General features: G+C 57.7%; 19 protein-coding genes. 14 read left to right on the top strand and 5 right to left on the bottom strand.

Annotation, left to right across the window (positions count from 1 at the left end):
- Positions 1-7: 7 nt before the first annotated feature.
- Together ACIOMO_RS01880 and ACIOMO_RS01875 are read right to left on the bottom strand one after the other, a co-directional pair.
- Positions 8-1,045 (bottom strand): dienelactone hydrolase, encoded by a 1,038-nt coding sequence (locus tag ACIOMO_RS01880; protein ID WP_053119841.1) that lies wholly within the window; start codon positions 1,043-1,045, stop codon positions 8-10.
- Positions 1,046-1,282: 237 nt separating this feature from the next.
- Positions 1,283-1,894 (bottom strand): FMN-dependent NADH-azoreductase, encoded by a 612-nt coding sequence (locus ACIOMO_RS01875; protein WP_053119839.1) that lies wholly within the window; start codon positions 1,892-1,894, stop codon positions 1,283-1,285.
- Positions 1,895-2,022: 128 nt separating this feature from the next.
- On the opposite strand from ACIOMO_RS01875, the gene ACIOMO_RS01870 reads away from it, so the two are divergent.
- Both ACIOMO_RS01870 and ACIOMO_RS01865 read left to right on the top strand, forming a co-directional pair.
- Positions 2,023-2,931: a LysR substrate-binding domain-containing protein gene (locus tag ACIOMO_RS01870; protein WP_401237728.1), complete on the top strand. Its 909-nt coding sequence runs from the start codon at positions 2,023-2,025 to the stop codon at positions 2,929-2,931.
- Positions 2,928-3,287 (top strand): MmcQ/YjbR family DNA-binding protein, encoded by a 360-nt coding sequence (locus tag ACIOMO_RS01865; RefSeq protein ID WP_401237726.1) that lies wholly within the window; start codon positions 2,928-2,930, stop codon positions 3,285-3,287. Before ACIOMO_RS01870 ends, ACIOMO_RS01865 begins: the two co-directional genes overlap by 4 nt.
- A gap of 116 nt (positions 3,288-3,403) precedes the next feature.
- On the opposite strand, the gene ACIOMO_RS01860 is transcribed toward ACIOMO_RS01865, so the two are convergent.
- Together ACIOMO_RS01860 and ACIOMO_RS01855 are read right to left on the bottom strand one after the other, a co-directional pair.
- Entirely contained in the window at positions 3,404-3,832 is a 429-nt protein-coding gene (locus tag ACIOMO_RS01860; RefSeq protein WP_401237724.1) for a DUF1294 domain-containing protein, read from the bottom strand.
- On the bottom strand, positions 3,829-4,659 hold the full coding sequence (locus ACIOMO_RS01855) for an undecaprenyl-diphosphate phosphatase (protein WP_401237723.1): 831 nt from the start codon (positions 4,657-4,659) through the stop codon (positions 3,829-3,831). The genes ACIOMO_RS01860 and ACIOMO_RS01855 overlap by 4 nt, the downstream gene beginning before the upstream one ends.
- Positions 4,660-4,964: 305 nt before the next feature.
- Between ACIOMO_RS01855 and ACIOMO_RS01850 the strand changes: the two genes are divergently transcribed.
- The 9 genes from ACIOMO_RS01850 to ACIOMO_RS01810 all read left to right on the top strand — a co-directional run bounded on the left by ACIOMO_RS01850 (position 4,965) and on the right by ACIOMO_RS01810 (position 13,360).
- A complete protein-coding gene (locus tag ACIOMO_RS01850; RefSeq protein ID WP_401237722.1) occupies positions 4,965-6,599 on the top strand; it encodes a methyl-accepting chemotaxis protein in 1,635 nt (544 codons plus the stop codon).
- 258 nt (positions 6,600-6,857) lie between these two features.
- Complete coding sequence (pnuC, locus tag ACIOMO_RS01845; RefSeq protein ID WP_053119827.1) at positions 6,858-7,421, top strand: nicotinamide riboside transporter PnuC; 564 nt, start codon at positions 6,858-6,860, stop codon at positions 7,419-7,421.
- Positions 7,418-7,942, top strand: a complete 525-nt coding sequence (locus tag ACIOMO_RS01840; RefSeq protein ID WP_159811361.1) for an AAA family ATPase — start codon at positions 7,418-7,420, stop codon at positions 7,940-7,942. The genes pnuC and ACIOMO_RS01840 overlap by 4 nt, the downstream gene beginning before the upstream one ends.
- Positions 7,943-8,299: 357 nt before the next feature.
- On the top strand, positions 8,300-8,749 hold the full coding sequence (locus ACIOMO_RS01835) for a hypothetical protein (RefSeq protein WP_159811362.1): 450 nt from the start codon (positions 8,300-8,302) through the stop codon (positions 8,747-8,749).
- Between the two features lies 1 nt (position 8,750).
- Positions 8,751-9,320: an adhesin gene (locus ACIOMO_RS01830; RefSeq protein WP_401237721.1), complete on the top strand. Its 570-nt coding sequence runs from the start codon at positions 8,751-8,753 to the stop codon at positions 9,318-9,320.
- A 68-nt stretch (positions 9,321-9,388) separates the two neighbouring features.
- Positions 9,389-10,399, top strand: a complete 1,011-nt coding sequence (locus ACIOMO_RS01825) for a hypothetical protein (RefSeq protein WP_053119822.1) — start codon at positions 9,389-9,391, stop codon at positions 10,397-10,399.
- 64 nt (positions 10,400-10,463) lie between these two features.
- On the top strand, positions 10,464-11,144 hold the full coding sequence (locus ACIOMO_RS01820) for a C39 family peptidase (protein WP_053119820.1): 681 nt from the start codon (positions 10,464-10,466) through the stop codon (positions 11,142-11,144).
- 44 nt (positions 11,145-11,188) lie between these two features.
- Positions 11,189-11,998 (top strand): hypothetical protein, encoded by an 810-nt coding sequence (locus ACIOMO_RS01815; protein ID WP_401237719.1) that lies wholly within the window; start codon positions 11,189-11,191, stop codon positions 11,996-11,998.
- Between the two features lie 45 nt (positions 11,999-12,043).
- Entirely contained in the window at positions 12,044-13,360 is a 1,317-nt protein-coding gene (locus ACIOMO_RS01810; RefSeq protein ID WP_401237717.1) for a hypothetical protein, read from the top strand.
- A gap of 79 nt (positions 13,361-13,439) precedes the next feature.
- Here the strand turns inward: ACIOMO_RS01810 and ACIOMO_RS01805 are convergent, their stop codons facing one another.
- Complete coding sequence (locus tag ACIOMO_RS01805) at positions 13,440-14,765, bottom strand: sigma-54 dependent transcriptional regulator (RefSeq protein WP_053119813.1); 1,326 nt, start codon at positions 14,763-14,765, stop codon at positions 13,440-13,442.
- 345 nt (positions 14,766-15,110) lie between these two features.
- Here ACIOMO_RS01805 and ACIOMO_RS01800 point away from each other — a divergent pair, with 345 nt between their 5' ends.
- The 3 genes from ACIOMO_RS01800 (at position 15,111) to nhaB (ending at position 18,641) form a co-directional block, all read left to right on the top strand.
- Positions 15,111-15,377, top strand: a complete 267-nt coding sequence (locus tag ACIOMO_RS01800) for a hypothetical protein (protein WP_053119811.1) — start codon at positions 15,111-15,113, stop codon at positions 15,375-15,377.
- Positions 15,378-15,660: 283 nt separating this feature from the next.
- Positions 15,661-16,950, top strand: coding sequence for a hypothetical protein (locus tag ACIOMO_RS01795; RefSeq protein ID WP_401237715.1), 1,290 nt, complete (start codon positions 15,661-15,663; stop codon positions 16,948-16,950).
- A 188-nt stretch (positions 16,951-17,138) separates the two neighbouring features.
- On the top strand, positions 17,139-18,641 hold the full coding sequence (gene nhaB, locus ACIOMO_RS01790; protein WP_401237713.1) for a sodium/proton antiporter NhaB: 1,503 nt from the start codon (positions 17,139-17,141) through the stop codon (positions 18,639-18,641).
- Positions 18,642-18,676: the final 35 nt, after the last annotated feature.

Raw genomic sequence — 18,676 nt, 5'->3', positions numbered from 1 at the left:
TATCGAGCTACTGATCTGCGGTCTGCATCCCAGCCCGAGTCGGTTTACCCAGCGCATGCGAGAAAAACCGGCCAGCCTCGGAGATCAAGTTGCGATGGATGTCTTCGCGGTCCACGCCATCAGCGTCGGTACACAACGCCGGCATCGCCATGAGCTGCTCTTCCGTGCACGGCGCCATAAACACAAAGTGTCCTGCCCCGGCCAGCAACTTGAAGTCCGGCGCGGTCGGCAGTTTGCGCGCCAGCGCGGCGGCGTTTTTGTCGAAAGCCACCAGTTTGTCGCCATCACCGCTATAAAGAAGCACCGGCACATGCACGTCGGCCAAGGTATGACGGCCGAATTTAAGACTCAGCGGCGCCATTAACAGCAAGGCATGTACGCGCGGATCGGCGACAGGCTGTAAATCATCGCGATCCACAATCAACTCGCCCTTTGTATTGCAGGCATCGCGATCATCAGGACGCTCTTGGCAGTAGCGACGCAAGCGATCCAGATCCGGCTGCGCCCCCGAAAGGATCAGCGCGGTCTCACCGCCTGCCGAATAGCCGATCACCCCGACTTGGTCAGCATTGACGAATGGCGCAAGCATTGGGTCGCCAAGCGTGGCGGTAATCGCTTCGGATATCTGGATCGGCCGCCCGTAAAGATTGCTCAGGGTACCGAGTCGGCTGTGATCTTTGGAGTTATCGCCGGGGTGAATAACCGCGACGACGACGAAGCCTTTGCGCGCCAGTGAGGTCGCGAGGTCGTGCAGTGCCAGCGGTGTGCCGGTGTTGCCGTGGGACAACATCAGCATCGGAAAGCGGCCCATGGCAACTTTGGTGTCTTCGCCAGCCTCGACCGTGTAACCCTCAAGCAACGCGGTGTGCTCGCGGTCAGTCGATGGATAGAACGCAATGGCGCGCATCGGTTGCAGATCCAGCGGATCAAGGAACGTCATTTCGTGATAGCCGACGCTCCAGCGAGGGTGCAACCCGGGGGCGGCGTGCACTGAATTCAGGCTGCCTAGCAGGCAAATCAGTAACGTTGCACAAAGACGCATCATGGGATGCCCCACCCTGTTGTTACTCAATCGAAAAGTCCTTTTGCTGTGCGAGGGCAAAACGTCGTGAGTTCGACGCTGCGCAATGGCGACACAGTCAGACACTGATTGTTTAACTGCATAACCCGGGCCAGATTATGTAACAGTCAGAAACAAAAAACTCCGTATTTGGCCCTTGCAGAACCAGAATACAGAGTTTTTTTGGTGTTACCTGAACAACAGCTGTTCTTTACGCAAGCCTTACGCAGCGGCGAAAAGTTGCTCGCTGATTTTCGCTTGAGCGGCGGTCATCGCGTTGTTGCGCACTTCGTCGCCGTACGCCAGACCTTCAGCGCGAACGATTTCGATGTCGGTGATGCCGAGGAAACCCAGCACCAGCTTCAAGTAATCTTCGTGAGCAACGCCGCTCGCTTGACCGGCGTGGATGCCGCCAGCGGTGGACACGATCACGACTTTCTTGCCACCGCACAAACCTTCAGGGCCGGCTTCGGTGTAACGGAAAGTCTGGCCGGCAACGGCGATGCGGTCGATCCAGGCTTTGAGTTGGGTTGGCACGGTGAAGTTGTACATCGGTGCGGCGATGACGATCGCGTCAGCAGCGATGAATTCGGCCAGGGTGGTCGCGCTCAGGTCGGCTTCGTGCTGTTGTGCGGCGTTGCGCAGTTCAGCGGTGGTGCCGGCGGCAACCAGGGTGGTCGACGAGAAGTGGCTGATGGCGTCAGCGGCCAGGTCGCGGTAAGTGACCACGGCGCTCGGCTCGGCGGCTTGCCAGGCTTTGGTGACTTGGCTGCTCAACTGACGGGAAGCCGAGTTGTCGCCCAGAATGCTCGAATCGATATGCAGCAGTTTCATGCGGAATCTCCTGGAATGAATCGCCTGTGGCGACCGAATGGAGACAATCCTACGCAAGAAACCAATGGATGATTAGCCGCCGACAATGCGATAGTTTGTCCCACTGATAGAACAGTTGGATTTCCCTGATGCAAGATCTCAACGATCTTTACTATTTCGCCAAAGTCGTCGAGGCCGGTGGCTTTGCGGCGGCGGGCCGTTTGCTGGGCATTCCCAAGTCACGACTGTCGCGGCGAATTGCCGAACTCGAAGAGCGACTCGGCGCGCGTCTGGTGCAGCGCACCACGCGCCAGCTCAATCTCACTGCGGTCGGCGAGCGTTATCTGCGTCACTGTCAGGCGATGTTGCTGGAAGCGGAAATGGCTGACGAGGCCGTGGCGAGCATGTCCAGCGAGCCACGCGGGCGATTGCGCGTGTCGTGCCCTACCGGGTTGGCCCATGAAATGTTGCCGATGGTCATCAGCGACTTTCTCGGCAAATTTCCGCAGGTACAACTGGAAGTGGTGCTGCTCAATCGCCGGGTGGATCTGGTCACCGAAGGGATTGATGTCGCGTTGCGCGTCAGAGAACTGGGTGACGAAGATCCATTGCTGGTGACTCGACGTTTGCGTCAGGCGCAAATGGTGGTGATCGCCAGCCCGGCTTTTCTTGAAGGCAAGACGATCGAACATCCGCAAGACCTGAAAAATCTGCCGGTGCTCGGCGCGCTAGAAGCTGATCGCATGGTGCATGTGCGCTTGCTCGATCAACACGGCAAGAGCTTCGAGCTAAGCATGGAAGCACGTTTGGGGATCGACGATTTTGTGGTGCGCAAGGCCTGCGTACTGGCCGGTCAGGGCTTTACGCTGTTGCCGATGATGTATTGCGAAACCGAACTGGAAAACGGCACGCTGGTGCAGATGCTGCCGGAGTGGTCGCTGCCCGGCGGCTGGCTGCAAGCAGTGTACCCGCATCGCCGCGGGGTGATGCCGGCGGTGCGCGCGTGGATCGATCATCTGGTCGAGTCGTTCAATGCCTGTGGGGAGCGGTTGCTATGACGAAAGGAAAAATGAGCGAAGCGGACGTCGCCGCGTTTTGCCTGGGCCTGCCCGGTGCGCGGGAAGATTATAAATGGGGCGGCGTGCGCGTGTTCTCGATTGCCGGCAACAAGATGTTTGCCTTGCAGGGACTGCGCGGTGATTCGCTGGCGTTCAAGGTCGACAAGGATCTGTTCCTCGGCCATTGCGACCGCCCGGGAATTCACCCGGCGCCGTATTTGGCGCGGGCGCAGTGGATCATCATGCACCCGCCCTACCCGCTGGGCGCTGATGAACTGCGCGGATTGTTGCAGCGTTCGCACCAGTTGGTAGTAAGCAAACTGCCCAAGAAAACCCAGATCGCCCTACTGCTGTAAACCCAACCCCCTGTAGGAGCTGCCGAAGGCTGCGATCTTTTGATTTTGATGTTTAAAAAGAAAAATCAAAAGATCGCAGCCTTCGGCAGCTCCTACAGGGGGGAGTCGGTATTTGTTTAGAACAGCGCCAACAGGTTCGAGCCGAGGAATATCTGGTCGATCCAGAACACCTGATGCAGCGCAACGATTATCCAGAACAGCACCTGAAACGAAACCTTGCGCGTCTTGTGCCGAAACACTTGCTGGGCGATCAACGCACCCGGCCAGCCGCCCGCCAGTTCCACGGCGTGAAGGATGTTCTCCGGCGTGCGCCAGGCATCGGCGCGGGCCTTGCGTTTGTCCGCCCAGTACAGAAAGAACGCCAGCACACTAACGATGCCGTATGCCGCCAAAGGCACCAGCGAGATCCCGCGCAGCCACATCGACAGCGAGCCGAACAACGGCAACGCGAGAACGATCAGCAGCACCACCAGTTTCAATTTCAGATGCTGAATGTTGCCGCCCGAAGGTCGCCCTTCCGGCCGGCGTGCGCGGGAATCACTCATGGTTTGGCTGCCGACCAGTCCACCCAGCCAAACTGCCAGGTCGCCAGAATCACCAGACCGAAGACGATCCGGTACCAGGCGAACGCCGCGTAGCTGTGGCTGGCGATGAACTTGAGCAAGCCTTTCACCGCGATCATGGCAAAGATGAAGGCGGTGACAAAACCAATGGCGAATACTGGAAAGTCCGTCGGCACAAACAAGTGGCGGTACTTGAAGCCCGAGTATACCGCTGCACCGACCATGGTTGGCATGGCGAGGAAGAACGAGAACTCGGTCGCGGTTTTGCGCGACAGACCGAAGAGCAAACCACCGATGATCGTCGAGCCGGAGCGCGAAGTCCCCGGAATCATTGCCAGACACTGGGCGAAACCGATTTTCAAGGCGTCCGTCCAGCGAATCTCATCGACCGTTTCGGCATGCACTTCATGCTGACGCTTTTCCGCCCACAACATGATGATGCCGCCAATGACCAGAGCCGCCGCAACGGTGATCGGGTTGAACAGGTACTCGTGGATCAGGTCGGCAAAAATCACCCCCAACACCACTGCCGGCAAGAAAGCGATCAGCAGATTAGCGGTAAAACGCCGCGCGCTCGGCTGGGTCGGTAAACCGATGACCACGTCGAGAATCTTGCGGCGAAACTCCCAGACCACCGCGAGGATCGCGCCGAGCTGGATGATGATATTGAACGCCATGGCCCGTTCGCCGCCGAAGTTGAGCAAGTCGGCAACGATGATCTGGTGTCCGGTACTGGAAATGGGCAAAAACTCCGTGAGCCCCTCTACAACTCCAAGTATCAGTGCCTGCAAGGCGGTCCAAAGATCCATCAATCCCCCAAAGAGCGATGCACGCCGGCATGCCCCGATAGTATTTTTCTTACGTTCACTGCGATCAGCGTAGCTGTTTATGGCTGTACCGATTCCGCGCACACAGGATCCACACGAAATGGTCAAAATTCCGTGAAATATCAACTTGGATTCAGGTTTTTACGCGCGGGGCCGAAATCCTATCAGACAAGCCGTAAAAGCGCTGCCGCGTTATACGACTTGGGTCGCGTAGGCCGCATCACCGAATCGTGGTTGGATGCTGGCGATGGTTTATGACAATAAAAAGAACCCGGAGTGACAGCGTTATGAACAGCTTGCGCAGTGTGTCGATCAGCCGACGCTTGTGGCTCATCTTGGTGGTAGCGGTGGTGATGTTGTTGACCTTGGGTGCGTTGATGCTCAAGCAGATCCACGCCGACCTCTATCACGCCAAAGCCCAGAAAACCCAGCATGTGGTGCAAACCGCCAGCGGCCTGCTGACCTATTACCATGACCTGGAAATCGCCGGCACCTTGAGCAAGGAGGCTGCGCAGAAACAGGCACTGACTGCGATCCGCGGCCTGCGCTATGACCAGAACGACTATTTCTGGATAAACGACCTCACGCCCGTGATGGTCATGCACCCGACCAACCCCAAACTTGAAGGCCAGAACCTTTCGGCAATCCGCGATCCGGACGGTTTTGCGGTGTTTAACGAGATGGTCGCCATCGCCAAAGCCAAAGGCGCTGGCATGGTCGATTATCGTTGGCCAAAACCCGGTGCCAGCGAACCTGTGGCCAAGACCTCCTACGTCAAACTGTTCGAGCCGTGGGGCTGGGTGCTTGGCTCCGGCGTGTATATCGACGATGTGCAGGCCGAATTTCAGGGCCAGGTGATCAAAGCCTCGGCGATTGGTCTGGCGATTGCCGTGATCATGGCGCTGCTGGTGATTCTGATTGCGCGCAGCATCGTGCGGCCGTTGCAGGAAACCGTGAACGCCATGGCCAACATCGCCAGCGGCGAAAGCGATTTGACCCGCAGTCTCGATACCCACGGTCAGGACGAAGTCACTGAGCTGGCGCACCACTTCAACGCCTTCACGGCCAAGCTGCGTCGGGTGATCGGCGACTTGCAGGTCTCGGCCAGCGCGCTCGGGGTGTCGTCCAGCGAACTGGGCAACGATGCCTCGCAGGCGCAGCAACGCAGTCAGCAGCAATCGCAGCAAATGGAGTTGGTGGCCACCGCGATCAACGAGGTGACCTACGGCGTGCAGGACGTGGCGAAAAACGCCGAGCACGCGGCCGCGGAAATGCGCGACGCTGAAGCGCAGGCGCAACAGGGACAGATCAATATCGATGGCAGCCTGCAGCAAATCGACAAACTGTCAGGGACGATTGATCAGGCGGTTGAAGTGATTCGCACATTGGCTGCTGAAAGCACGCAGATTGGCAGTGTGCTGGAAGTGATTCGTTCGATTGCCGAGCAGACCAATCTACTTGCGCTCAACGCTGCTATTGAGGCGGCACGTGCTGGAGAACAGGGTCGCGGTTTTGCGGTGGTGGCGGATGAGGTTCGATTGCTCGCGCAACGGACGCAGAAGTCGACGGCGGAAATTCAGACGATGATTGAGCGTTTGCAAAATCATTCTGAAGCCGCCGTTAAAGTGATTGGCGACAGCAGCAAGGCTTCGCATCTGACCATTGAGCAAGCAGGACTGGCCGGGGCCAGTTTGAGTGCGATTGGCCAGGCACTGCGCAATCTGAATGGCTTGAACGCTTCGATTGCCAGCGCCACGCTGCAACAGGCGCATGTGGTTGAGGACATCAACCAGAACGTGACGCAAGCGGCCGGGCTGTCGCACAGCACGGCGTTGGCGGCGGAACAGTCGAGTGTGGCCAGCGTACGGCTTGCGCAACTCAGCGAACAACTGAACGGCTTGCTGCGCCAATTCCGTGTCTAACCCCCCAACTGCCTGTGGAACACTAATCCTGTGGTGAGGGGATTTATCCCCGTTGGAGTGCGCAGCGCTCCCAAACCCGGCAACCGCGGTCTTCCAGTTAGAACGCGTTCTGCGGTTTTGCGACGGCTGCGCCGCCGAACGGGGATAAATCCCCTCGCCACAGGGAAATTTGTTGCCAACAGTGCGTGTGCGGTAGCTAACGCCCCTTAGCCGTCTCTGGGTACAATCCGCCCCCTTCAACTCCCCCAAGGAAGACTCATGTCCGGGCTCGAACTGTTTGCCGCCGCTCTCGGTGTGATTGCCGTGTGGCTGACGGTTAAACAGAATCCGCTGTGCTGGCCGATCGGGCTGGTCATGGTGTTGCTCTACAGCTGGATCTTCTTTGAGGTGAAGCTGTATTCGGACATGTTGCTGCAAGTGATCTACGCCGCCCTGCAAATCTACGGCTGGTGGCAGTGGACGCGGGCCGGGACGATGCATGACGGTCGGCAGGTCACGCGGCTCGATCAGCGTTCGATTCTGTTGGGGCTAGGTGTCGGCGCGGTTGGCAGTTTGTTGCTGGGCGCGGCGATGGCGCACTGGACGGATGCCGCGCAACCTTGGCTGGACGCAGCACTCACCGGTTTTAGCCTGGTCGCACAGTTGTGGATGGCGCAGAAACGTCTGCAATGCTGGGCGCTGTGGTTTGTGCTGGATGTGATCTTCGTCGGGTTGTTCATTTATAAAGGTCTGTACCTCACCGCTGCGCTGTACGCCTTGTTCACCCTGATTGCGGTGCAAGGCTGGCGCGAGTGGCGGGCGGATCCGGCGTTGCGCACATGAAAGTCGTGGTGCTCACGGGCCCTGAATCGACGGGCAAGAGCTGGCTCGCCGCCGGCCTGCAAAAGCAATTCGGCGGGGTTCGGGTGGATGAGTACGTGCGCCGGTTCATCGAAGAGAATCCGCGCGATACTTGTCTGGCTGACATTCCCGCGATCGCCCGTGGCCAGTTGCAATGGGAAGACGAGGCGCGCGCGCAGCGGCCAGCGCTGCTGATTCTCGACACCCACCTGTTGAGCAATATCCTCTGGAGCCAGACGCTGTTCGGTGATTGCCCGGACTGGCTGGAGCCCGAGTTGTTGGCGCGGCATTACGATCTGCACCTGTTGCTGTCCCCTGAGCAGATCGACTGGACGGATGACGGTCAGCGCTGCCAACCGGATCTGCAGGAACGGCTGATGTTCTTTCGAGCCACACAAAACTGGCTGGAAAAACACCAGCAGCCCTTTCAAATCATTCAAGGCAATTGGGCCGAGCGACAGGCGCAAGCCGTAGCCGCAGTCGCAGATCTATTGGCTGAGTGATCAGCGACGTGGGGCTTTTGCCCCACTAATTTCCCCTGGTCTGGGGCAATTGTGTCCGTTTCTGAAACACTCGCCCGAGTGCAAAGTGGCCGTTTCAACGCCCTTCATCGTTTTGTCATGCCGCTTGTTACGCTAATGAAACACATCCCCGCAAACCCTTGTTCCAGAGCTTTGTTCAGCGAACAGACAGGTCTTCTGGCCAAGCACTGTTTCAGCGATGAAACATCACGTGTTTCAGCCCTGCGAACTTTTCCGATAACCCATTGAAAAACCGTCTTTTTTAAAAAGCGGCACAGCTTTCGCTCTCTCCTTCCCAACGCTGACTAGGGCCAGCCCACTGAAGAAGGAATTGCCGCCGTGGGGAATATCAAAAAAGGCTTCACCTGCCTGGTGCTGATCGGATCTGCAGCCAGCACATTCATCAGTTTCAACGCTCAGGCCGAAGGCAACGGCGTGATTGTGCTCAATCGCGATGTGCAGGTTCATTCGATCGGCCGCGAGAGGGGCAAAGACCCCTACCCAACCACCGTCAACGCCAACCCTTCGGCACGCGTCAATCAGGCCGTGAACAGCGGTGAACTCAGCGATGGCGAGTTTGCCAGCGTCGCCAGCGGTTCCTCCATCAGCGGCACCATCATGAATCAAAACGGTGCGCTGCCCGGTACCAACGTCATCACCAACCCCAACGGGTTGCCCGGTATGAGTGCCGGTCACGGTGGCGGCAGCGGCGGCAGCATTTCCAACACCATCAATCGCTCTCTGAGCACCGGTCTCGCCCCGCTGACCCGCATGGCTGGAGGCCAATGAGATGAATCGCACTCTACTCATTCTGGCCCTGCTCAGCTGCACCAGCGCCATGGCCGACTCCAGCAACAACAACGCAGACATTCAGAACACCGGCATCCAATACAAAGGTAACTACAACGTTAACCAGGCCGCCGGCGACCAGATGCAACAAACCAACACCAAAGCAATCGCCATCGGCACCAGTGCCAGCGCATCGACCAGCGTGATTCAGCGCATCGACACCCCGGCCGACCGCTCGGCCAATGCCAGCGCGAACATCGGCGGCAACTCTTTCAGTAATGGTAACGGGATTCTGGGCGTGAACCAGGGTGCCGGGGCCAACAACCAAATGGCCAACGTGACGCGCGTCAGCATCAGTGCTGCCCCGCAGAGTGTTGACGATAGCGCCCTTTCGCAACAGAACGTGGCGTTGTTACCGAGCTCAGGAGCAACTGGTACCTCAATCGGCAGCCGCCAGGTCACGACAAGTGATCAGGCCTTCACCGGCAGCCGCGGGGTAATCCAGGTGAACCAGAGTGCCGGGGTGGGGAACCGTATGGCTAACACCCTGAGCATCCGGGTCGCAGACTGACCCATATAAAAAGCAGTGCAATTAGAAAGTACCAACACTTAACCAACTAATAAGCACGGAGAAACACCATGAAACCTACAATGGCTCTCAAACCACTGGTTTTCGCACTTGCAGCAGTGATGGCAATCGCAGCACAGGCAGGCGGTCGTGATGACGATCACGGTCATGGTAACGGCGGCCACAATAACGGTGGTCATAACAATCAACCAAAAGGCCCTACTCTCGAAGAGCTTCTGCAAATCGGGGCCGGCGCTGGGGCTGCTGTACTCGACTCGCAAAACAGCGATAGCAACATCGTTGGCAACCAGGGCACTAAAAACAATGCCACTGTCGATAACTCGGCGAACGGTTCCAACGGCAACCTGGGCATGAACAACACCGCCGGCGACGGCAACCAGCAAGACAACGCTGCTGCACTGGCCACCGCTGACGAAAGCTTCATCTTCGGTACCGCTGTTGCTGTTTCCAGCGCTACCCAGGTTAACAACAACAACGCTGTGGCTAACGCCTCGACGACCAACAATGCAAGCTTGAACAATGTGGGTAATGGCGGTTCCGGCAACATTGGCATCAACAACAGTGCCGGCAACTTCAACCAACAGAAAAACAACCTGGCAATTGCTGTATCGGGTGGCCGTGTAGCGAATGCTGCCGCTGCAGCCAACCAAAGCTCCACCGGTCTGACTGTGGCCAACTCCGCCACTCAAACCTACAAAACCACTACCCTCACCGGTACTGTCGCCGCTCTTGGCGCGTTCGGTGCAGTTGGCGAAGCAACCATCAAAGGCGATAGCGGTCACGGCGGTGGCGGCTATGACGATCGTGGCCACGGTGGCAACGGTGGTAGCAAAGATCAGAAAGCTACCTTCGAAGCTGTGGGTGTCTTCGGCCTGGCTGGCGTAACCACTCAACAAGTGATGACTCCAGACGGCTGGAAAAACCCTGTAACCAACAATGCCACCCTGAGCAACGTTGGCAACAACTTCTCCGGCAACGCTGGTTTCAACAACGCCGCCGGTGTTGGCAACCAACAGAGCAACTCGCTGTCCATCGCCGCAGGTTGCAAAGCCTGCATGTAATCGCGATCGAACTGAAAGCCCCGGCAACGGGGCTTTTCCTTCAGTCCGCCAAGGCGTATCGATCATGCGTAAAACTGCCCTTATCGCTTTGCTTTGCCTGTCTGGCTTGAGCCAGGCCGCGCAAATGCCAGTGGCCGCCCTCCCCGGTGGCGTACTCATTTACAAGGATGTGCAGAGCATTCGTGAGCGCAAGTTTGCCGACATCGTCGAACAGAAAACCGACTTCAGCTGCGGCGCTGCTGCACTGGCGACGGTGTTACGCCAGGCCTATTGGCTCGACGTCGATGAGGAGCACATCATCAAAGGCATGCTGGTCAACGCTGACCAGGACCTTGTCCGTACTCAAGGTTTTTCCATGCTCGACATGAAGCGCTACATAGAAAGCATCGGCATGCGCGCCAGGGGCTACAAGATTCCACCGGAGAAGCTCGACGCAGTAACAATCCCGGTGGTGGTACTGATGGAAATTCGCGGCTACAAGCATTTCGTCGTGCTACAGCGTTCGGATAAGGATTGGGTTTACATCGGAGACCCGGTGCTGGGACACAAACGCTATAAACATGATGATTTTGTCAAAGGTTGGAACGGCATCGTCTTCGCCATTGTGGGCCCTGGTTATGACAAGGCAAACGCACTACGCAGCCCACCGGTACCGCTGACCGCGAAGAACAAGCTGGATGGCTTCAACCCTGTCAAAGATGCTGAATTGATGGACTTCGGATTCATTCAGAGCGACTTCTTTTAATCGCCGCTTATAAAAAATGGGACTGGATGTCCCGGGAGCAGCAGATGAAAACCTCATACTGGCTGGCCGCCGCCTGCCTGGCCGCGAGTGCGTCAGGCTATGCCAATGCAGGATTTAAACCCATCGAAATAAAAGATCAGGAGCTCTCTGAGCTGCGTGGTCGGTATGTCATGCCGGGGCGGATTATCAGCTTCGGCATTGTTATGAGCAGTACCTGGCGCAACGCCAGTGGCGATCTGATCGGTGCAGCCGCCTCGATGCAGATCCAGCAATCCACGATCAAACCCGAATTCTATGTTTCGACCATCAAAGAGGCGGGCAATATCGTCAATTCGGCGCAGAACGCCGTCGCCAGCGCCAACAATGGCGGCGCCGCCCCAACGACCCAACCGGCCCAACAACAAGGCACCGGCACCATCATTGGTGGCGCAGCCTTGAATACCAGCCAGGGCGTAACGCAAAGCGTGCGCGCAGCCGGTGATGACAATACCGCTTACAACAACGTTGCGATCAACGTCAAAGAAGCCAGCCAAGCTCCGGCCATTACGCCTTCCCAGGGACAAGCTCTGGTCGCAGGCCAGACCATCACCGGCAGCAACGCCGCCGGCAATGTCGCGGTTTCCGCCACCGGCGGTGGCGTGCAAATGGCAATTCAGGCCAGCGGCAACCAGGGCGCCGCCCTGCAACAGGTTGCCCAGAGCGGACTGCTGCAGAACACCCGTTTGCTGGGCAGTTCGAACGTGGTCAATAACATGACTCAACTCAACGTTGTGTTGAACAATAACGGCATGAGTGCCGGCGCACTGGATTGCAACCTGACTCAACTCAGGGCCCTACGCAACATAGGATATTGAACTACGCTGAGTCTCGATCATTGGGCTTAAAGGGACGGCTTTTTCATGTATCGATCAGTATCACTGCGTGCTGCTGTATGTCTGAGTACGCTTCTCCCGGCGGCAATCTTGCAAGCTGCACCTGACGCCGATGTAGAAGCGCTAAAACAAGAACTGATGGAACTCAAGCAACGATACGAAGTGCAACAAAAAGCCCTGGCAGTCCTTGAACAACGTGTCCGCCAGGTCGAAGACCAACCCGCTGCGCCGCAACCCAAACGCCTGGTCAAATCGCCGGCCGACCTCAGAACTCAAAAAGTGGCGGCCGCAACAGGAACTGGTGCAGCAGCCGCGTCGGGGGGCGCAGCCGGAGGGGGCACGGGCAGTTCTTATGGCCAATCACTGGCCGATGATTCGCAACCCGCGCAATCGGTATCCAACCTTTACGACGAGGCCAGCGGCTTCTTCGGTGGCGGTCGTTTCAGCGTTGAAACCGGCATCACCTATTCGCGCTACGACACCCGTCAACTGGCGCTTAACGGCTTTCTGGCGCTGGATTCGATCTTCCTCGGCAGCATCAACCTGGACCGGATCAAGGCCGATACCTGGACCCTCGACCTGACGGCGCGCTACAACTACAACAACCGTTGGCAGTTCGATATCAACGCCCCGGTCATTTACCGCGACTCGACTTATCAGTCCGGCGGCGCGCAAGGCGGCGCATCGGGCGCCCTCAGTGAACAGGATGTCACTCAGGATCCGACCCTTGGCGATGTCAACGTCGGCGTGGCGTACAAGTTCCTCGACGAATCGCCAAACCTGCCGGATGCGGTGGTCACGTTGCGTGTCAAGGCGCCAACCGGCAAGGATCCTTTCGGGATCAAGCTGAAACAGGCTCCGGGCGACAACACCAACCTGTTCGTGCCTGACAGCCTGCCAACCGGTAACGGCGTCTGGTCGATCACGCCGGGCATCTCGCTGGTGAAAACCTTCGACCCTGCCGTGCTCTTCGGTAGCTTGTCCTACACCCACAACTTCGAAGATTCGTTTGACGACATCAGTCCACGGGTCAACGAGAAAATTGGCGGTAAAGTGCAACTGGGCGACAGCTTCCAGATCGGCGCCGGTGTAGCGTTCGCATTGAACGAGAAGATGAGTATGTCGTTCTCGGTCTCTGATCTGGTGCAACGCAAGAGCAAGATCAAACAGGATGGCGGCGATTGGGAGTCGGTTGTCTCCAGTGACGCCAACGCCGGTTACTTCAACATCGGTATGACCATCGCGGCCACCGACAACTTGACGATCGTGCCTAACCTGTCCATCGGCATGACCGAAGATGCGCCGGACTTTTCCTTCAGCCTGAAATTCCCGTATTACTTCTAAACGCAAAAGATCGCAGCCTTCGGCAGCTCCTACAGGGTTATCCCAATGCAGGAGCTGCCGCAGGCTGCGATCTTTTGATTTAACGAATTTGATGTTTGTGCAGTAACCGGTAGAACGTAGGTCGCGAAACGCCCAGCACTTTTGCTGCCACACTCAAGTTGTCGCTGTGCCGATTCAATACATCGCACAAGGCCTGGCGTTCGGCGCGGGTTTTATAGTCTTCCAGGGTGCCCATCGGCGTGGCGATCGACTGCTGGCTGATCAAGCCCAGATCTCGCGCTTCAATCTGTCGCCCTTCGGCCAGCACCAAACCACGACGAACGCGGTTGGCCAGTTCGCGCACATTGCCCGGCCAGTCGTGTTTGCCCATCGCAATCAACGCGTCTTCACTGAAACTGCGCGGCCGCCGGCCGGTTTCGTGGCTGTAGAAATGCGAGAAGTGGTTGGCCAGCATCGACAGATCGCCATGGCGTTCGCGCAACGGCGCGGTGACCACTTGCAGCACATTCAGCCGGTAATACAAATCCTCACGGAAACGCTTTTTCTCGATCGCCGACTCCAGATCGACGTGGGTCGCGGCCAATACCCGAACATCCACGGGGATCGGCTGACTGCCGCCAACCCGTTCAATGTGTTTTTCCTGGAGAAAACGCAGCAGATTGGCTTGCAGTTCCAGCGGCAGATCGCCGATTTCATCAAGAAACAGCGTGCCACCGTTGGCCGCTTCGATGCGCCCGACCTTGCGTTGATGAGCGCCGGTAAACGCGCCCTTCTCATGGCCAAACAATTCCGACTGGATCAAATGTTCAGGGATCGCCCCGCAGTTGATCGCTACAAAAGGTTTGCTGTGGCGCTGCGATTGTCGATGCAGGGTGCGCGCCACCAGCTCTTTGCCCGTGCCGCTTTCGCCACGGATCAGTACGGGCGACTCGGTCGGCGCCAGTTTGCTGAGCAATTTTCGCAATTCGCGAATCGGTCGACTGTCACCGAGCAACTCATGCTCTGGTTGATCGACGTGGATCGTGCCCTGCCCGCGTAGACGCGCCATGCCGAACGCGCGACCTAGGGTGACCTGCACCCGCGAGACGTCGAACGGCAAGGTATGAAAATCGAAAAACCATTCGCAAACGAAGTCGCCAACGTTCTGTAAACGCAGGACTTCCTGATTCAGCACGGCGATCCATTCAGTACCGCTGCGGCTGATCAGTTCTTTGACGGCTTCGGGGCGTTCGAGGTGAAACGGCTGCAAGCGCAGCAAACCAACATCACAACTTCGGTCAGCGGCGTTTTCCAAAGTACAGCTGTCGACATCCCAACCTATCGCACGTAAACCGGGCAACAGGCGATGACAATCGTCGCAAGGATCGACGACCAATAAACGTCTTAATGCAGGCGCTTCGCTCATGACTGTTCCTTGGCGCCAAATTATAAGAAATGATTGTAAAAACAGTCATTTGGCAGACCTGGCTGTAACATTAGCAAGATTTTGACAGCGCCTTGTATCGATTGCTTATAGGGATACAAGCGAACCAGTTATAAGAAGCGAAGTTGTTAGTCAGCTATCGACTTTGAATCTTTCAGCCAGCTTTCAATAGCTGTCGACAAACTGAGTATATGAAAGAAAGTTGAAATTTCTTTGTTTCAGGTGTGACCTGTCACCGGGTTGCGTGCATCAGTACAAGTAACCAGCCGAACGGTAAGCCCAACCGACGGCACATCACTTGATTGGGCACGACAGAGAGAAGACCCCATGACCGCCCCGCTCCGTATCAACGAAGCTCTTTTGATTGCCAACCACGCGTTCAAACCGTTCCAGTGCGTGGCTTGGGCCCCACAAGACGGCAATGGCGAAGTCAGCCTGACCGTCATCGACCGCACCAACAATCACATTGGTCGCAAACAGATTTCCAGCAGTGACTATTCGGATCCGGCACAACTTGAATTGGTCTTGCAGCAAGCTCGCGCACAATTGAGCGAAGAAGGTTACGAGCTGCAATCGTGGTCGATGCCGCACTGAGCAGAGGGCATTGCGGATGACTTCAATGTCATCCGCCCTCTTCTTTGTTAGTTGCCCTGTTGTTTTAACCCCGCGCACTTTTTACATCGCTAAGCAACGAAACCAGGCACAACTGCTTGGCAGGCTTGCATTTGGTTCAAAAAGACACTGTTTCGGCACAGTGCGACCCTCCGCCTGTTAGTTCTTACCGTTGTGCTTCTTTGTTATCAGGGATTGAATGTTCCGCTCATGCAGTTACCCACCCGGCTCCCGGGTTATGGTCAACTCGCAAGGAGATGCGTGCATGTTCAGCTCGAATGCTTTTGCGCTGGCAACCCCCATAAATAAAGTCGGACATCTTGATCAGACATTCGCTGCGACCGGCGTGGCGCAGGTTTATTTCGCCGGCAGCCTGTCGAGCATGACGCAAGGCGTGGCACTCGATCAGCAAGGTCGTGTATTGGTCGCCGCAAAAATCGGCACCGCTCATGGCAGCCGGTTTGGCCTGGCGCGATTGCTGGCCGATGGTTCTGCCGATCTTGGGTTCGGCCATCAGGGCAGCGTCATCGGCGAGTTCGCCGCCGGCTTCGAGGCCGTTGCCAGCAAGGTGCTGGCGCTGCCGGACGGCCGAATCCTGCTCGCCGGCCTGCATTATGAAAGCGCCCATCAAACCCTTCCCGCCTTTGCCTGCTTCGATGCCCACGGTCAGCCAGACCCGACCTTCGGCGACAATGGCCGGCAAGTCGTGCGCCTGCCGGGCAATCTGTCCATGGGCTCGCGCGATACCTGGCTACCGCCGGGCGTGCCCGGGGCCGAAGCCTGCGACTTCGCTGTGCAGGATGACGGGCACATCCTGCTGATCGCCAACCACCATTTCGAACTGGCCGACCACGCCGGCATGCTGATTCGCCTCAAACCCGACGGCAGTCTCGACGACACGTTCAACGGTCGCGGCTTTGTGATGATCCGTCACCTATTGCTCAATACCTGGCTCAGCAGCCTGCTGTTGCAGGAGGACGGGCGGATCGTGGTGGCCGGTTCGATCGACTTTCCGCAGGAAGGCCTGCTCGCGCGCTATCTGCCCGACGGCAGTCTGGATGAACGTTTTGCGGTGGACGGTTTTATGGCGTTCAAGGCTCAGGGGCGAAGCGCGCAGGTCAGCCAGGTGATTGAATCGGCGGAACACCTGCATTGTTTCGGCAGCAGCCGTGATCCGATTCGCTGCGTGGCATTGTCGCTGCACCATAACGGCCGCCCGGATCTGCACAGCCATGACGGTTTGGCGCAGCTGCTGGAAATCGGCCCGAGCGGCTGCCAGTGGAGCGCTGCGCAACGCATGGCAGACGGTCGCATGATCGCAGTCGGCGCGACCATCGGCGGCGTTGAAGCGGATTTTATCGTCGCGCGCTATTTGGCTGACGGCAACCTCGACCCAAGTTTCGGCGATGGCTGCGGCTGGTTGCGCACACGCCTGGGACGCAGCCTCGACACCGCCAACTCACTGGCCCTGCAAGCCGATGGCGGGATTCTGGTCGGCGGTTATTCACTGGATGGCAACTACCGGGCAATGGTCGCGCGCTACCTCAACCCATAACGGGCTGCAGGACGGTCGACCTGTAGGAGCTGTCGAGTGAAACGAGGCTGCGATCTTTAAAGTCAAAAGATCGCAGCCTCGTTTCACTCGACAGCTCCTACAAAGGAAGGCCGGGCCAAGTCATTAACAACTTGAACTTGCTCGACACATGCGGCAACTTGCGCGCTTCTTAAGACAAGGAGCAACCGATGTCCGGTTCAATGGCCCAGGCGTTCGCGCAAAATTTTCTCGGGCATTCGCCACGTTGGTATAAGGCGACCATCGTCGGATTCCTGATCCTCAATGCGTTGGTGCTGTTTACCGCAGGCCCGGTCGCTGCCGGTTGGTTGCTGGTGATCGAGTTCATTTTCACCCTGGCCATGGCGCTCAAGTGCTATCCATTGATGCCCGGCGGCCTGCTGCTGATCGAAGCGCTGCTGCTGAAAATGACCACGCCACAGGCTCTCTATGATGAGCTGGTGCACAACTTCCCGGTGATCCTGCTGCTGATGTTTATGGTGGCGGGCATCTACTTCATGAAGGATCTGCTGCTGTATTTGTTCTCGCGGCTGTTGCTGGGGGTTCGCTCGAAAGCGGCGCTGGCGTTGATGTTCTGCTTTCTCTCGGCGTTCCTGTCGGCGTTCCTTGATGCTTTGACCGTTACGGCCGTGATCATCAGCGCGGCGGTCGGTTTCTATTCGGTGTATCACCGCGTTGCCTCGGGCAACGATCCGCGTCAGGACAGCGAGTTTGCCGACGATCAGCACCTACCCAAACTGCATCACGACGATCTCGAACAATTCCGCGCGTTTTTGCGCAGCCTGTTGATGCACGGCGCGGTCGGCACGGCGCTGGGCGGTGTCTGCACGCTGGTCGGTGAGCCGCAAAACCTGTTGATCGGCCATGAAATGGGTTGGCACTTTGGCGAGTTTTTCAGCAAGGTCGCGCCGGTGTCGTTGCCGGTATTGGCGGCCGGTCTTGTGACCTGCGTGCTGCTGGAGAAACTGCGTTGGTTCGGCTACGGCACGCTGCTGCCGGACAACGTGCGCGCTGTGCTGGCCGATTACGCCGCCGAAGACGATGCCGAGCGTACCCCGCGTCAACGCGCCGCTTTGCTGGTGCAAGGTGCGGCGGCACTGATTTTGATTGGTTGCCTGGCGTTTCACGTCGCCGAAGTCGGCCTGATTGGTCTGATGGTGATCGTGCTGATCACGGCGTTTACCGGGATCACCGATGAGCATCGTCTCGGTAGCGCATTCAAGGACGCGATGCCGTTTACGGCATTGCTGGTGGTGTTTTTTGCGGTGGTGGCGGTGATTCATGATCAGCAATTGTTTGCGCCGCTGATTCAGTGGGTGCTGGCCCTGCCGGTCGAGCAACAACCGGGGATGCTGTTTATCGCCAACGGCGTGCTGTCAGCGATCAGTGACAACGTGTTTGTCGCGACCATTTACATTACCGAAGTGAAACAGGCCTTTCTCGCTGGGCACATGAGCCGCGAGCATTTCGAGACCTTGGCGATTGCCATTAATACCGGCACCAACCTGCCGAGCGTGGCGACGCCAAATGGCCAAGCGGCGTTCCTGTTCCTGCTGACCTCAGCGATTGCCCCGCTGGTGCGCTTGTCGTACGGGCGGATGGTGTGGATGGCGCTGCCATACACCTTCGTGATGGGCCTGCTGGGCTGGTACGCCGTGAGCTACTGGCTCTAACCACCGTGCACGTTGTAGGAGCTGTCGAGTGCAAC

The sequence above is a fragment of the Pseudomonas sp. NPDC087804 genome (assembly GCF_044742965.1).
In the GTDB taxonomy this organism is placed as follows: Bacteria; Pseudomonadota; Gammaproteobacteria; order Pseudomonadales; family Pseudomonadaceae; genus Aquipseudomonas; species Aquipseudomonas rustica.
This window is presented reverse-complemented; position numbering and strand designations above follow the sequence as displayed.